Origin of the sequence: Acinetobacter sp. 161(2023) (assembly GCF_037027805.1) — a bacterium.
Taxonomy (GTDB): domain Bacteria; phylum Pseudomonadota; class Gammaproteobacteria; order Pseudomonadales; family Moraxellaceae; genus Acinetobacter.
Genome location: NZ_JAZEYD010000017.1, coordinates 25,225 through 41,090, shown reverse-complemented (window position 1 = coordinate 41,090; position 15,866 = coordinate 25,225). Strand labels below are relative to the sequence as shown.

Annotated in this window: 10 protein-coding genes and 1 pseudogene; 10 read left to right on the top strand and 1 reads right to left on the bottom strand. The window is 38.6% G+C overall.

Annotated features, from left to right (window positions below; translation table 11 throughout):
- The first annotated feature begins 274 nt into the window (after positions 1 to 274).
- The gene (locus tag WA249_RS16030; RefSeq protein WP_005306352.1) at positions 275 to 865 is read left to right on the top strand and encodes an ANTAR domain-containing response regulator; all 591 of its coding nucleotides are present in this window, start codon (positions 275 to 277) and stop codon (positions 863 to 865) included.
- On the top strand, positions 866 to 1,888 hold the full coding sequence (locus tag WA249_RS16025) for an ABC transporter substrate-binding protein (RefSeq protein WP_336170144.1): 1,023 nt from the start codon (positions 866 to 868) through the stop codon (positions 1,886 to 1,888).
- Positions 1,889 to 1,913: 25 nt separating this feature from the next.
- Here WA249_RS16025 and WA249_RS16020 read toward each other — a convergent pair.
- Positions 1,914 to 2,009 (bottom strand): annotated as a pseudogene (locus tag WA249_RS16020) (hypothetical protein); the annotation flags it as partial.
- Between the two features lie 524 nt (positions 2,010 to 2,533).
- Here WA249_RS16020 and sbnA point away from each other — a divergent pair.
- The 8 genes from sbnA (at position 2,534) to WA249_RS15980 (ending at position 15,766) form a co-directional block, all read left to right on the top strand.
- Positions 2,534 to 3,538 (top strand): 2,3-diaminopropionate biosynthesis protein SbnA, encoded by a 1,005-nt coding sequence (sbnA, locus tag WA249_RS16015; RefSeq protein WP_111854145.1) that lies wholly within the window; start codon positions 2,534 to 2,536, stop codon positions 3,536 to 3,538.
- 21 nt (positions 3,539 to 3,559) lie between these two features.
- Positions 3,560 to 4,573 carry a 2,3-diaminopropionate biosynthesis protein SbnB gene (sbnB, locus tag WA249_RS16010; protein ID WP_336170140.1) on the top strand — a complete coding sequence of 338 codons (1,014 nt, stop codon included), beginning with the start codon at positions 3,560 to 3,562 and terminating at the stop codon, positions 4,571 to 4,573.
- 71 nt (positions 4,574 to 4,644) lie between these two features.
- A complete protein-coding gene (locus tag WA249_RS16005; RefSeq protein ID WP_336170239.1) occupies positions 4,645 to 6,285 on the top strand; it encodes an IucA/IucC family protein in 1,641 nt (546 codons plus the stop codon).
- Positions 6,286 to 6,288: 3 nt separating this feature from the next.
- A complete protein-coding gene (locus WA249_RS16000; protein ID WP_336170138.1) occupies positions 6,289 to 7,494 on the top strand; it encodes an MFS transporter in 1,206 nt (401 codons plus the stop codon).
- A complete protein-coding gene (locus WA249_RS15995) occupies positions 7,491 to 11,018 on the top strand; it encodes an IucA/IucC family protein (RefSeq protein WP_336170136.1) in 3,528 nt (1,175 codons plus the stop codon). The genes WA249_RS16000 and WA249_RS15995 overlap by 4 nt, the downstream gene beginning before the upstream one ends.
- A complete protein-coding gene (locus WA249_RS15990; RefSeq protein ID WP_336170134.1) occupies positions 11,011 to 11,781 on the top strand; it encodes an HpcH/HpaI aldolase family protein in 771 nt (256 codons plus the stop codon). The genes WA249_RS15995 and WA249_RS15990 overlap by 8 nt, the downstream gene beginning before the upstream one ends.
- A 154-nt stretch (positions 11,782 to 11,935) precedes the next feature.
- The gene (locus WA249_RS15985; protein ID WP_336170132.1) at positions 11,936 to 14,173 is read left to right on the top strand and encodes a TonB-dependent receptor; all 2,238 of its coding nucleotides are present in this window, start codon (positions 11,936 to 11,938) and stop codon (positions 14,171 to 14,173) included.
- A 267-nt stretch (positions 14,174 to 14,440) separates the two neighbouring features.
- Complete coding sequence (locus WA249_RS15980; protein WP_336170130.1) at positions 14,441 to 15,766, top strand: Y-family DNA polymerase; 1,326 nt, start codon at positions 14,441 to 14,443, stop codon at positions 15,764 to 15,766.
- Positions 15,767 to 15,866 lie beyond the last annotated feature (100 nt).

Here is a 15,866-nt window from a genome sequence, read left to right as displayed (position 1 = left end):
ATATAGATATAATTTTTTAATAAGTAAAAAAAGAATCAAACCTTATTTTGCTTGCTCTATCACTGCACACTCATTTGGTTTAAATAAAAATAAGCTTTGCCACAAAATGAAACGTATTCTTGCACCAAGATCGAACACTCCAACTCTTTAGAATCCCAAATTATCACTAAATCCTGATTTTTGAGTAGTTTTGGATGGCACTAATCTTGCTTAAAACCCAATAACAAAAAACGCGTCGAATTGGCGCATTTTCTTAGCCTGATTTTCTGAACCTATGCCAAAACTCAAAATAGCCCTTATTGATGATGATCATGCGCGAGCGGACTATATAAAAAACAGTCTGCTTGAAAATGACTTTGAAGTGGTCGCTTGCCTTACTTTGGATCACTTGAATATCTTTCGTCTTGAAGATTTACAAGCCGATGTAATCTTGCTCGATATGGATCATCCTCACCGCGACATTATTGAAAGCTGTGTTAGTAGCTATGATCTACCGACTGTCCTGTTCACTAAAAATTCAGATAAAGACACCATCAAACAAGCCATCGATGCAGGCGTGACCGCTTATATTGTAGATGGCATAGACCCTGCCCGCTTACATACCATTTTAGAAATCTCAATTGAGCAATATAAAAAGCATAAAAAACTCGAAGGTGATTTAAAAGAAGCTCAAACCAAACTTGCTGACCGTAAGGATGTTGAAAAAGCTAAAGTTCTACTGATGCAATTACATGGACTACCAGAAGAAACTGCATTCCAGCTTCTTAGAAAAAATGCGATGAGTCACCGGATTACGATTGGAGAAATGGCACGGCGTTTACTTGACGCTCAAAAATTACTTGGCAACCAACTAAAGGATGAATAAATGAGCACATTAGAAAAGACTCAATTACAACTCGGCTATATTCCTTTGCTTGATTGTCTTGCATTGCTTTGGGCAAAACAAAGAGGTTTCTTTGAAGAAGTCGGTTTAGACGTCACTTTAGTTAAAGAAGCATCATGGGCAAGTCTTCGAGACCGTTTGGCTTTTGGGTTATTAGATGCAGCGCACTGCTTATCTGCAATGTTACCTGCGGCGGCTGTAGGCACAGATCAAATTGGCACGCCACTACAAACATCACTGGTTTTAAGTGAAAACCGTGCTTTCATTAGCTTAAGTCAAAAGCTTACTCATCAACTTAAACTTCAAGAAAATGATACGGCTCAAATAACGGCGCAAAAAGTGGTGAGCCATCTTGAACAAGGTCACTCCATTTCGTTAGCGCATGTGTTTAAGCATTCCATTCATCATTATTGTTTAAGAGAATGGTTAGCTTTAGCAAATCCAAAAATCGCGCAGTCTATTCAGCTCAAAACATTACCGCCACCTTATATGGTCGAAGCACTCGATAAACATGTGATTGATGGTTTTTGTGTGGGTGAACCTTGGAATACCCAAGGTGAGCTTCTTGGTTTAAGTAAAATGATCTGCTCAAGCCAAAACATTATTCCTCCTGTGGCTGACAAGGTTTTAGCCGTAACACAGGAATGGGCAAATCAGCACCCACAAACATTAGTCGCGCTCACCGCAGCAATTATGAAAGCCCAACAAGAATTGAGTGAGTTCCAAGATTTTGCTCCGATTTTAAAGTTATTGGTTGAGTTTGAAATTGTTCGTTTTCATTGCTCCGAAGAAGTGCATGTCGATAAATATTTTAAAATTCAGGAAATTGTTCGTCATTTAGTAAAAGAAAGTGCGCTTCCAAAAGTAGAAGACTTTTATTGGCTGCTTGAGCAAATGCAAAAGTGGGATGAACTTCAAATCGACCAAGCACAAATTACAAGCTTGGGAGCTCAATGCATTAATCTTGAGGCTCATGAACAAGCCAAACAGCGATATTCTTCATAAGTAATCTAAGAGTCAAATCAGCATAAAAAAAGCTGTCTTTTATAAAAAAGACAGCTTGAAAGACCCATAAGACAAAATGCGAAACACGCATTACTATATTTTCTAGGCTCAACTGATCCATTGAAAATATAGCGCTTATGGAAATGATCATATCTATCTAAACATATCATTTTCAGACATTTTCATATCAATAACTGCCACATCATCAATTTCGTTAATCATCCTTAACATTTTAGGCAAGGTTGTTCATATTGCTGTTTTTGTAAGCGTTCAATAGGGTCATAAAATCTACAAAAAGTAGGCTGCATAAAATAGGTTAATCAGAACATATATTCCAATTTAATTTTTAAAGCAATTTCAGTCACAAGTTTTAATTTGTACAACTAAATGCTCATTAAATTATTTTTTATAGATGAAAAGTAATTTATTGCCTATCTAGTTATATTTAAAACATTTATTAATTTATCACTCTATAAAATATAAATATTACGATTCAAATAATTACACAAAAAAATTTAGTGGAAATTCCTATAAGTCCCCCCTGTTTTGCGTTACAAAGCGCAACAATCATGTCACAATTGGTAATAATAATTAAATTAATAATCATTATCATTCACCTTACATAAAAACCTGAGAAGATCTACCATGATCCATGAAAATATTCTCGACTGCATAGGTAAAACGCCACTATTACAACTATCAAGGCTATTCACGCATCAATCGATCTCTGTGATTGCGAAAATGGAATTGTTAAACCCAGGAGGAAGCATTAAAGACCGTCCAGCATTATTCATGCTACAGGAAGGTCTGAAATCTGGAGTAATTAATAAAGATAGTCATATTGTTGAAAGTTCATCAGGAAACTTAGCGATTGCGCTTGCAATGGCATGCAAAATATATGGATTAAAATTTACTGCCGTTATTGATCCGAAAATTGCCTCAGCAAACTTACAAATGCTGAAGCTCTACAAAGCCAACATCGAAATGGTCTCTGAAAAAGACCAAAACGGCGGTTACTTAAAAACCCGAATTGACACTGTAAAACGTCTCTGCCAACAACTACCAAATGCTGTCTGGATTAATCAATATGCCAATCCAAACAACTGGAAAAGTCACTACTTTGGTGAAGCAGAAGAAATCCTAAATCAAATTGATCGCAAGATTGATTATCTCGTGATTGGAGCAAGTACCTCCGGCACGATTATGGGCGTGTCTCGTCGCCTTAAAGAAAAATTCCCAGAATTAAAAGTGATTGCAGTCGATATTGTCGGCTCTGTCTTATTTGGCGGTACGTCTGGTCCACGTGAAATTCCCGGTATTGGGGCAAGTACCGTTCCAGCTCTACTCTCCCCCGATGAAATTGATGATGTCATTTATGTGGATGACTATGAATCGGCACTCGGTTGCAGAGAACTTCTTGAACATGAAGGAATTTTTGCAGGCGGTTCGAGCGGCTCATCTATTTCAGCCATCAAAAAACTGATTCCAACCATTCCTGATGGATCGTGCGTCTTAACGCTGTTACCCGATCGCGGTGACCGTTATCTCGATCTGGTTTATGAAGATGAATGGTTCGAAATGATCAAGAAGCGTCACTTCAATCGAAACGTACGACGCCAAGAAAACCTTACTTTACAAAATGTTGTTTAACTTTCTCCTTAGGAAATATTCATGAGCAATTTGGCTACCCTTCGCTATTTAAGTCAATCAGATTTATTAAATCTTGGCGCAAATCATAGTAATTCATTTATTGAAGCGATTACTGAAGGTTTAACCCTGCATGCAAATAAACAGTTTGTACAACCCTTAAAACCTTATCTTCGCTGGCAAGGTGCAGACCACATTGCTGACCGTATTATCGCAATGCCTTGTTATTTAGGCGGCAATGACCCGATTGCTGGCATCAAATGGATTGGTTCAAGACAACATAACCCTAAAAAATTCAATATTCCGCGTGCTAGTGCACTAATTGTTTTAAATGACTCAGTAACAAATTATCCGGTTGCAGTGATGGAAGGCAGCTTAATCAGTGCCATGCGAACTGCTGCAATTACGGGCGTTTCGATTAAGTATTTAGCGAAAAAAGACTTTTCTGACATTACCGTGATTGGCTGCGGACCAATTGCCCAAATGCAGATTAAGACGGTGCTTGAACAATATGCTCAAGTGAAAAAAATCCATTTATTTGATGTGAACCCTGAAGCGGCTGAAAAACTCAAAGCGTTGTTCTTATCGGAATATCCACATCTAGAAATTGAAATTCATGACAGCGCTAAGTCTGCGATTCAGCAAGCAGATGTCCTCATTACCTGCACAGTTTCAGATAAGCCTTACATTCCGTTTGAGTGGCTTAAAAAAGGATGCTTTGTTTCAAACATTTCAATTATGGACATCGAACCTGAAGTCTTCTTAAAAGTGGACAAAGTAATTGTGGATGATTGGGACCAATCAAACCGAGAAAAGAAAGTCATCAATGTGCTGGTTGAAGATGGCTTATTCAGCCGTGAAAAACTACATGCTGAACTTGGCGACATCATTATTGGTCATAAAAACGGCCGCGAACACGAAGATGAAATCATTTTGCTCAACCCAATGGGCATGGCGATTGATGACATTGTCTGCGCTAAATGGTTCTTCAATGCCGCACAAGAACGAAACGTTGGCACGGTTCTACCGCTTTTATAAGAATAGGAATAACTAAAATGTTAGATCGGATTTACACAGCACAACTACAAAAAACGATAGATGCACTCTACATGGAGAATTATGGAGATTTTAAAGATCATATTTCCTATAAAAAGCCTTATCTGGCAATTACTCTCAATGATGAGTTGGAACTCTATTTCAGCTGTTTAAAAGTAGATGGTGTAAATCCTTTCTATGTTACCCAACCCGAAGTTTTGCTTCATAACCTCTTAAACAATACGACGTCTAAAATTTCTATTTCTGAAGTTTTTAACTATTTAACCAAAGCATCTTGGTGGCCATCTCCACACCATCAAAAAGCGATTAATTATTGGCTAGATAACTTAGTAACGGCTGAAAAAATTCCTCAAATTTTACAGTCAGCCCTTTCATTGTCTTCGCCTTTAATGACCAGTGAATTGTTATCGCTGGTAGCTGATCGTCCATTTCATCCGTTCGCCCACTCAAAAGGTGAACTTGCACCACTTACGATTCAAAAAGAAATTGAGGTGTATTGGTGGGCTTTTAAAAAAGATGACGTGATCAACAATATGGATTCGATTCCTCACAAAGAGCTTCTGTTATCAGAAGTTGAGGAAAGTCTGATTACTGAAAAAATCGCTGAGCTTTCAGATGACTACTTAGCCCTGCCTTTGCTAGAGACGCAACATCGCTATTTAAAGTTTGATGAAAATAAGTACGGCGGTATTGACCTAAACCATGTCACCACAATTGGTTTACCGACTTCTTCTTTAAGAACACTTATTCACAACGCCACCCCTACTCTGCATTTAAAACTCTCAACCAATGCCAAGACATTAGGTGCAATCCGCTCTATGCCAGGTCGTTATTTAATGAATGGACATACGGCTTATGATTTTTTAAATGAAGTCATTAATGAAACTGCTTTAATAAAAAATCGCCTCTTTTTAAGTAATGAAACACATTGGTGGGTGCTCGGTAAACAAGAGCCGATTGTAAAAAATTTAGGTGTAATCGGTTGCCAAGTCAGACATTTACCCGATTTCTGCCAAGATAAAAACGTCACGCCAATCACCATGTCAGCTTTAAGCTGTACGTATGTTGACCCTTGGGAAACGTTAGGCGTTGAAGGTGACAAATGGTCATTACTAAAAGACTTAAGTGTTCATTTCATTCAAACATTCTTAACGCTTTGGTCGAAAGGAATCATGCCTGAATGCCACGGTCAAAACACCATGGTGTGTTATGAAAATAATAAGTTTAAATGCTTTATTTTGCGTGACCACGATACCTTAAGAATATGTACACCATCAATTGAAGAAAGTGGGTTCACACCTCCAATTTATACCATTGATACCAGCACGCCGAACAATCTTATCTTTACTAAAAATGAAGACTTATTTAATTACTTCATCACCTTAGGGATTCAAATTAACCTCTACCCGATTGCTTTAGCTGCTTTGAAATATACGGATCGTACAGAAAGCGATTTTTGGGAGATGGTTCAAGACATTATTCAAGATTTTGTAGAAACCCAACCCATTTCAGAACAAACAAAATCACAAATTCAAACTTATCTTTTTGACAATAAGACTTGGCCATTCAAACAGTTACTTACTCCACTGTTAGCCCAAGAAAGTGATTCGACGGGCATGCCAAGTAAAATAGGAACCACCCCGAACCCTTATCAAAGCTTATCTGTTTCTAGCTATGAGACCATGGATATCTAAATCATGCGCTCATCTCGCCTAGATCATTTCATTATTTTGCTCTGCCAGTTTTTTTCCACTTTCGGGCTCATGGTGCTGATTCCAATCATGCCGCTCTATATGGAAAAACTGACGGCGCATATGAGTGCTCCCACAATCTGGGCAGGTTTGGCACTCGCGGCTCCGGCTATTGGCAGTTTATTTACAGCACCGATTGTTGGCCACCTATCTGACACATTCGGTCATAAAAAAGCCTTGTTACTTTCTCTGGCTGGTTTCTGTATTTCAATACTGCTTATGGCCAGTGCCCAGCATTTATACCTATTTATTTTCGCGCGAATTTTACTCGGTTTTTGCGGACTTTCCGTGATTTTAAATGCCTATGTTTCATATCTTTCTAATGAACAACAACGAGGTGCTGCTTTTGGGCAACTGCAAAGTAGTGTCGCGCTCGCTTGCCTATGTGGTCCCGTACTCGGCGGGATATTTATGGATCAATGGCGGGTTGAAGTATTACTTAACGCAACAGCATTTGTTGTGATGACACTCATTGTGATCGCGTCATTTGTACTAACCAAGCCCGTTAAAACCGAGGCGCCAAAAACCAAAGAGAAATCTAAACTTCCAGCTTTCTTTGATAGAACGATTTTTTCATGGTTAAGCGCAGGCATTTTGGTTCAAGCCGGCGGCTTTGGTTTAGTGTCCTGCTTTGTTTTATACATTAGTGAAATAAGCCAAAGCACTCATTCATCGTTATCTGCTGCGAGTTTAACGGGAACAATTCATGCGCTTTCATGGGGAGCAGCCTTTATTGCTGCAACCTATTGGGGAAAAAGAAATGATGATAAAGGAGATTCTTTTAATAACTTCATTTACGCATCTTTAATTTGCGGCATCACGATTTTCGCATTGATCTGGGTGTCTAATCTCTGGCTCATTCTTATATTACGACTCATACAAGGCTTTTGCTTTGCAGCCCTGATTCCTTCGATCTTACACACCATTTCTCTAAAAGCTGGCGCTCAAAGCCAAGGAAAAGTGATTGGTATTTCGAATAGTGCCTTTGTCTTAGGACAACTTATTGGCCCAATCACCATCACGCTTACCTACTCATTTTTCAATATTACCGCGGCATTAATCTGCACCTCACTATTTTTTATTGGTGCGGGCTTAGTGGTGATTTTGAACAGATTCTTAATGGATACAATTTTAGAAGAGGCACAAGAATGAACTCAATTATTACAACAGATGCATGGTCTTATAAACTTTTCGAACAGTACCTGAATACTTTCTTTCGTGAACTTAAAGTGAATCTTGAAGAACGCATTATCTCAGCTCAAGACTCTCCTTTATTCACCCTGTATGAGGAGCAACCAGATACCCTGTATTTTGCTTATACATTTAATGCATCTAACACGACTGTTTATGGCGCAGTTCAGCATCTTTCAACTACGGGTTATCATAGATATCAACGTAGTTTTGTACTGCAAAATTTAAACGACAATACATTTGACTCGCTCACCGACCCTAAACAGTTAGTGAAGCTGATTACAGATGAGTTGAATAGCTTATTTAAAGATAAAAACCAAAATAAGAACCTGTACTCCGATATTGCCAATAGTATCGAGAACACAAAATTCTTTTTAGAAAATAAGCCTTCCCAAACAGCAACTAAAGCGTTAAGCGGTTTTCAGGCAACTGAGCAAGGCATGTTATATGGGCACCCTTTTCATGTGACCTCTAAAGCCAACTTAGGTTTTTCTAAAGAAGACATGAAAAAGTATAGCCCTGAGTTAGGCGCAAGTTTCCAACTCCACTACTTTGCAATTCATTCTTCTTTAATAGAAAAATTAGTGAGTGAAGCTCAAGCCTCAGGCCGTATTGAAGACGAAGTTTTAAACATTGCAAAAGAGCGCTTGCAAGAAAATCTAGCCCACTATGAGCTCATGCCAACCCACCCTTGGCAAGCTAACTTCTTACTTCAACATTCATCTTTAAAGAAATATTTAGACAGTCAAGAAATCATACATCTGGGTGCATTAGGCCAAACCGTATGGCCAACCTCATCAGTTCGCACAGTCTGGCTACCTCAATCCAACCTATTCTTAAAGCTCTCAATTGACGTACGTATTACCAGTTTCATTCGTAATAACCCAATGGATGAAATGGAACGCGCGATTGATGCGAGCAAAATTATTATTAATCACAAGATTAATGAACAATATCCGGACCTTGTGATTTTGCCGGAATTAGAGGCGAAAACAGTTAAAATTCCAGAGCTTGAAAGTTCATTTGGTATTATTTATAGAGCTGGACTCACACCTGATGTATTAGAAAATACAAGAATGCTCGGTGGCTTGGTTGAAGAAAATGAGAACCATGAAATTCCTTTATTCAGCTTTATTCAACAAGCAGCACCCAACCAAAATTTGCAATCGCCTGAGGCAAAAGACTTTATTACTTTTTGGTGGAAACAGTACGTTAAAGTTTCACTCATTCCATTAATTGAATTGTTTGCAAACAAAGGCATTAGCGTAGAAGCGCATATGCAAAACAGTTTAATGGAATTTAAAAATGGCTATCCACATCGTCTTATTCTTCGAGACATGGAAGGCATTAGTATTGTTCCAGAAATGATAGAAGATAACTCATCTATTTCTGAAGATAGTACCGTTTGGTTCTCTCAAAAAGATGCATGGACCTTTTTAAAATATTACCTCGTGATCAACCACATTGCGCATCTCATCAGCGCGATTGCACGAGTTACCGTAATTGAAGAATCTGAACTTTGGCAAGCCACCCGTCTTACACTCACACAAGAAAACTTTAGCGGCAAAGGTCAGCAGTATCGTGATTTATTAATTCATTCACTCACATTACCAATCAAGGCAAATATGTTAAATACGCTCTACCACAGTGGTGGTAATCCAATCTGGATTGAAGTTGAAAACCCTATTTATAAATATCGCGGCGCAGAAGCGCTTTGCCCTCTTCAACCGACCCAGCAAACCAATTATAAAACCCTCGCGGAAAATCGCGTGATGGGCCAATTACTAGAAGCGCTTATTTTTGAAAATACTTTTAAATACGAGATTTCTAAAGGCCAAATCAAGTTCTATATTTCCGACACTATTTTTTATACCTGCGCGGCCAAACGACACTTTAGTTTTAAACGAATTAAGTTAGATCCTTCAAGCTTAGTCCGTTCTGATATTACTTTAGACGCTGAAACTCGCCCTAACTTAAAAACGCTACTTGCCGACCTAAAAAATATTATTGAAGCTGACCCAGTTAAATGGCAAAACTTTAATGATGAACTCAATTTAACTTACGTTAAACATGCGCAGACTTTAAGCCAAGCACCTGCCCAACCTTTAAGAACTTTGCCTTATTTAGAACAAGAAGCACGGATTACCAATGCGCATTTATATCATCCGAGTTTTAAATCTCGTATCGGCTTCGATTTAAAAGAAAACCAGAAATATGCACCTGAGCTTTCTGAAGGTTTTACGGTTCAATGGGTCGCGACTCACAACAGTTTATGCAAACTGGTTTTAAGTGAAACCATTAACTTAGAGCAGCTTTATAAACAGCATTTTTCAGAAAAAGATCTACAAGCCATTAATGATCAATTAAAAGATAACAATCTAGATTTTCAGGAATATATCCTCACTCCGATTCATCCGTGGCAATGGGATAAAATTATTGAATTATATTATCAAGATGCGATTAGCAACCAACTGATCATCCCGTTAGATATTGAAGGTCCGACTTACTTACCGCAACAGTCGATTCGGACCTTATCGAATATTAGTGATATCTCGGCGCTTTCTCTCAAATTGGCAATGAATTTAGTCAATACTTCTACCTCTCGTGTATTGGCACCACATACCGTTCAAAATGCGGCAAAAATGAGTGATTGGCTTTATAACATTGTTGAGCAAGACCATATTTTAGAAAAACAGCGCAAGCCTGTTATTTTAAGAGAGATTGGCGGTCTTTCAGTGAACCAACAGATTGCCCTTCCTGTTCAATACGGCGCATTGGCCTGCATTTGGCGCGAAAGTATTTACAGCTACTTAAAAGAAGGTGAATCGGCAACGCCAGTAACAGGTCTAATGCAAGTTGATACGGACCAAAAACCTCTCATTGATGAATGGATTCAAGAGTACGGTATTGAGTTCTGGTTAGAAAAGTTACTCACCAATGCTTATTTACCCATCATGCATATTTTATGGTGCCACGGTCTCGCTTTAGAGTCACATGCACAAAACATGGTTCTGATTCATAAAAATGGCTTACCTATTAAAGCTGCCTTGAAAGATTTCCACGATGGAATTCGTTTTAGCCGTCATCTTTTACGTGAGCCGGAGCTTTTACCTAACTTACAAGATGCTCCAAAAGAGCATGCCAAAATTAATCCGAACTCGTTCTTAGAGACCCACTCTCCAACTGAGCTCAGAGACTTTACGCAAGATGCGCTTTGGTTTGTAAATCTGGCTGAGTTAGCGATTTTCTTAAATGAACATTATGAGTTTGATGAAATCAAATTCTGGACCATGTTAAGAACCATTATTAATCAGCATAAAGAAGCTCACCCAGAGTTTGCCGAGCGATATGAATTGTTTAACTTTACAGATGACACCATTGATATCGAACAGCTCGCAAGCCGTCGTTTCCTTCCGGAAATTCGCTTAAGAGTACAAACCACGCCCAACCCGCTCAGTCTTATTAAGGAAATTGAATATGAATAAGCATTCGATTTCTCTTAAGAAACGAATAGCAAATGGTGAGATGCTCTACGGAATATTTTGTTCCGTAGCTTCTCCGATTAATGTCGAGCAACTGGCACTAGCAGGCTATGACTTTATTATTATCGACTTGGAACATACTTTATTTAGTACGTCTCAAGTCGAGACCATGATTTTAGCCGCTAGAACTATGAGTCTTGATGTATTTGTAAGAGTACCTTTAAATGCCAATCATTTAGTTTTACCTTTGCTTGATGCAGGGGTAACGGGCATTGTTTTCCCACGGATTGAAAATGTTAAGCAGGCACAAGAGGCTGTGAACTATTGTCACTATATGCCGCTTGGGCAAAGAGGACTGAATTCGACCAGATTAAATCGATACGGCATGGATGATTTAGCAAGTTTTGTTCAACACGCAGCAAACGAGACAGTTGTGGTTGCGATGATTGAAAGCTTGGAAGGATTAGAGCAACTAGATGAAATATTAAAAGTTGAAGGTATTGATATTATTCTTGAAGGTGCTGCCGACCTTTCCCAATCAATGGGGCTACCTTGGCAATCTAGTCATCCAAAGGTCAAAGAAAAAGTTCAAGAGATGTATGCTAAGACTAAAAATAGTCAAAAGCATTTCTGTGCTATTCCCCGACAACCTAAAGATATCGCGGCTTGGAAACAACAATTTGTTCAGCTTTTTGTGCTCGGTGATGACCGAAGCATTATTCGCCGTGCCCATCAAAATCACCTAAATGCTTTTAAAGAAATCTAATCACTGTTCAATTTTTTGAGGGAATAGACATCTATTCCCCTAATTCATTGAATAAATTTCAAATATATTATTTTTAAGCAATTAATAATATTGTTAATTACAATGATTCTCATTTATAATCCGCTCAATTTAAAATCACTCTCAGGGCGAGATAATGGGAAATAAGATAAAAAGTAATAAACTTTTTACGAGAAAGTCTGAAGTTAAAAATATCATTCCACTTCTTTCACTTGGCGGATTCATCTTTCTTTCAAATTCAGCTTTTGCGGCTTCACCCTCTGAAACCACAGAAACTGAAAAAAAGCCTGAAGCACTCCCTACAATTACAATTGCGGCTTCACGCGCAGATGAACTCTCTACTTCTGCCAAGCAAGTTACCAAGTTAGATGAAAAACAAATTGAACTTTTAAGAAATGGATCATCTGGAAGTATTGCGACTGTTTTAGCGAAAGCTGTACCGGGACTATCAGACTCAAGCCGAACTATTACCGATTATGGTCAAACCTTACGTGGCCGTAATGCCCTCATCTTGGTCGATGGAGTGCCGATGAACCTGACACGCGATACATCACGTGGACTTTCAGCCATTGATCCTGAAAGTATTGCGAACATTGAAGTGATTCGTGGCAGTAATGCAATTTATGGTGGCGGTGCTGCGGGTGGTATTATTTCAATTACCACGAAAGCTGCGGGCGGTGAACCTACAGCTAAAACCGTCATTGGGCTACAAACGCCTCTAACAAATTTTCGTTCCGATGCTTTAGGCGGAGATATTCACCAATATTTCACAGGCAGCTTTAACGCCTTTGATTATGCGTTTGACTTTGGTTATCAACGTATTGGTAGCCCATACGATGCAAGTGGTGACCGTGTTGCACCTGAACCAAGTCAGGGCGACCTTTATGATTCCGATGGCTACAGCGTAGGCGGTAAGCTGGGTTACCATATTGATGACAATCAATATCTACAATTTGCTGCAAATTATTATAATGCAGAGCAAGACTCAGATTATGCATCTGACCCAAGTGTTAAAAAAGCTCCAGTTGGAACTGTGCCAGCCAAAGCAATTAAAGGATTAAAGCTCAAAGACCAAAATAAAAACGAAAACCAGATATACAATTTGACCTATAACCATAAAGACCTATTTGGCAATAAGGTTGATGCACAAATTTATTACCGTGACTTCTTCACCCGTTTTTCACCATTTGATGCCCGTGCAAATGCGAACCGCGGCAAACAAGTCGACCAGATTTATCAAGAAAATAACGTACTCGGTAGCCGCTTAACTGTGACCACACCACTTGAGTTTTTAGGTGATACATCACTGGTTTGGGGTGGTGACTTTAGCCGTGAAAAAAGCGAAATGCCTTTAGATATTTTCGATCAAAAAATTTATGATCAATCTGGTGGTCTAGAATTTGTAAAAATTGGCAAACTCATTTATTTACCAGAACTCACCACGCAAAGTGTTGGCGGTTTTGTACAGTTAAAACACCGCTTTAATGATCAATGGTCAGCAGAAGCTGGCACACGCTATGAAGACAGCTACGCCCAAATCGATAGCTTTATTCCATTATCACAATTAGGTAAGACCAACCCTTACACTGTTCCAGGTGGAAAAGTAAAAGCGAGTGCATGGTTGTACAATGCCAATGTCACTTTCTCACCAAACGACCAACACTCGATTTATGCATCGTTTAACCAAGGCTTTCAGTTACCTGATGTCGGTTTGATTATCCGTAATGCGGGCGAAGGTTTTAATCTTGGGTCATCATTCTTAGAGCCTGTAAAAGTTGATAACTACGAACTGGGCTGGAAAGGAAGCTTTAATAACTTATCTGCAAGCTTAGCAATATTCCGCTCAACATCTGACTTAGGTGCAGTACAATCTTTCAACAATGGTTTAGTACTAGCCCGAACCAAAGAGAAAGTAACTGGTGTAGAAGCAACACTTGATTATCTTGACGATGCTAATGTTTGGGGAACTGGTGGTAGCGTTACGTGGATGAAAGGTCGTGAAAAACCTCAAAACGGTTCTGAACAAGACATGACTGGTTTCCGTATTCCACCATTAAAACTTACAGCTTACGTTTCTTATAGCCCAACTGAAACTTGGACGAACCGCCTACAAACCACTTACTTCGGCTCAGAAGATTACCGCTTGAATGGTGTAAACGGTTTTGGTCGCTATGATGTAAAATCTTATACCACAGCAGATTTAATCAGTAGTTTTGCACTTAACAAGAAAGACACCATGACGATTGGTTTAGAAAACATGTTTAACCGCAAGTACTACCCGCTTTATAGCCAATTATTAAGAACGAACGATAACACCAGCCACTTAGTCGCAAATGGTGCAACGCTTAAAGTGACTTACAGCCATAAGTGGTAATCAAAAACGACATAAAATGTGTCACAAAAAAGGGGATCAATGTGATCTCCTTTTTTTATTTAAAAATTATTTAAGCCTCATCTTCTTTTCTTTGTCGACTTGAAACCGACTGTCGGGACTACCCTAGCTTTCTTACAGAATTTTTGTTAACTTGATTTTGTTACATATTCAAAATGCAACTTTTCAGCAAACACTTCACATCATGGTGTTAATGAAAGCCAACACTAATATGTAGCTTTACCAATATTTTTAATGGGGCAAATCATAATGGACATCTCACACCGCGAAATTTACGCGCTTGTAGACATTAATAATTGTTATGTCAGTTGTGAGCGACTATTTGACCCCAAACTTATTGGCGTGCCAGTTGTCGTGCTTTCTAATAATGATGGATGTGTTGTATCACGCAGTGAAGAAGCAAAAAACATGGGGATAAAGATGGCAATCCCATGGTACCAAATTGAAGAAGAAGCTCTCCAAGCAGGCGTACACGTCTATTCAAGTAACTACACTTTGTATGCCGAGATGTCTCGTCGCTTTTTTTCAGTTTTAGGTGAATTTTTCTCACCTGATGATTTAGAAGCTTATTCTATTGATGAATGCTTTATCCGTCTGACCCCTTATCTTCAATCTCTAGAGATCCATGCTTATTGCGCCAAAGTGGTAGATACCCTAGACGAATGGTTAAGCTTACCTTGCTGTATTGGCATCGGATATTCAAAAACTCAGGCCAAGTTAGCCAATCACTATGCTAAAAAAATTAAAAGCTTTAATAGAATTTGTAATTTCACTACCTTAGATCCCCTACTGCTTGAAGACCTCATGCAACAAACTTCCGTCAAAGAAGTGTGGGGAATTGGCTACCAATTGGTCAAACAATTACGAAGCTATGAAATTTATTCATGCCTAGACTTAACTTTTGCCAATGAACACCATCTCGCAAAAGCTTTCTCTGTGGTTATGGCACGTACTATTCGTGAGCTAAAAGGCCAATCCTGTATCCAACTTGATGATCCTGCCATCTTAACAAAACGAATTTTAGCATCACGAAGTTTCGCTCAAGCTTTATCCAGCATTGAGATTATTAAACAAGCGCTTATTTTTCATCTCAATCGTGCTCATCGGCGTTTAATGAAACAAGAACAGCTATGTGCCTGCATTCAAGTCATGCTTTATGAAAAAACAGATAAACCACCTTATAAAAAAGCGTCATCTCAAGCGATTGGCTTAACATATGCAACAGATGATCTATGTATATTAACTAAGGCAGCAATGCAACAAATTGATGTTTTATATAAAGAAAATAAAAGATACATTAAGATTGGAGTTTTATTTTGTGGTTTGCACGCCCGTCAACATCACATTGATGATTTATGGCAACCTCTTGAGTTGATTCAGCAAAGACAACAACTCATGAAAACCCTAAGTACAGTTCGTAATCGATTCGGTAGTCACTATTTACAAGTGGGCTATCATTCGAGTAGCCCGTCTTGGCACATGAAACAATGTCATCGTTCAAAAAACTACCTAACCAGATGGAATGAGTTGCTCGTAATTGGAGAGAGTTCTACAGCCGTTACACAAAATACATGAACTGTTTTTGTCAATTCAGTTTAAAATAAGCTTCATTAAATTACTTAAAATTTTGTCATTTTTTAACATTGCTAAATCATCGCAAAATTTACAATATATA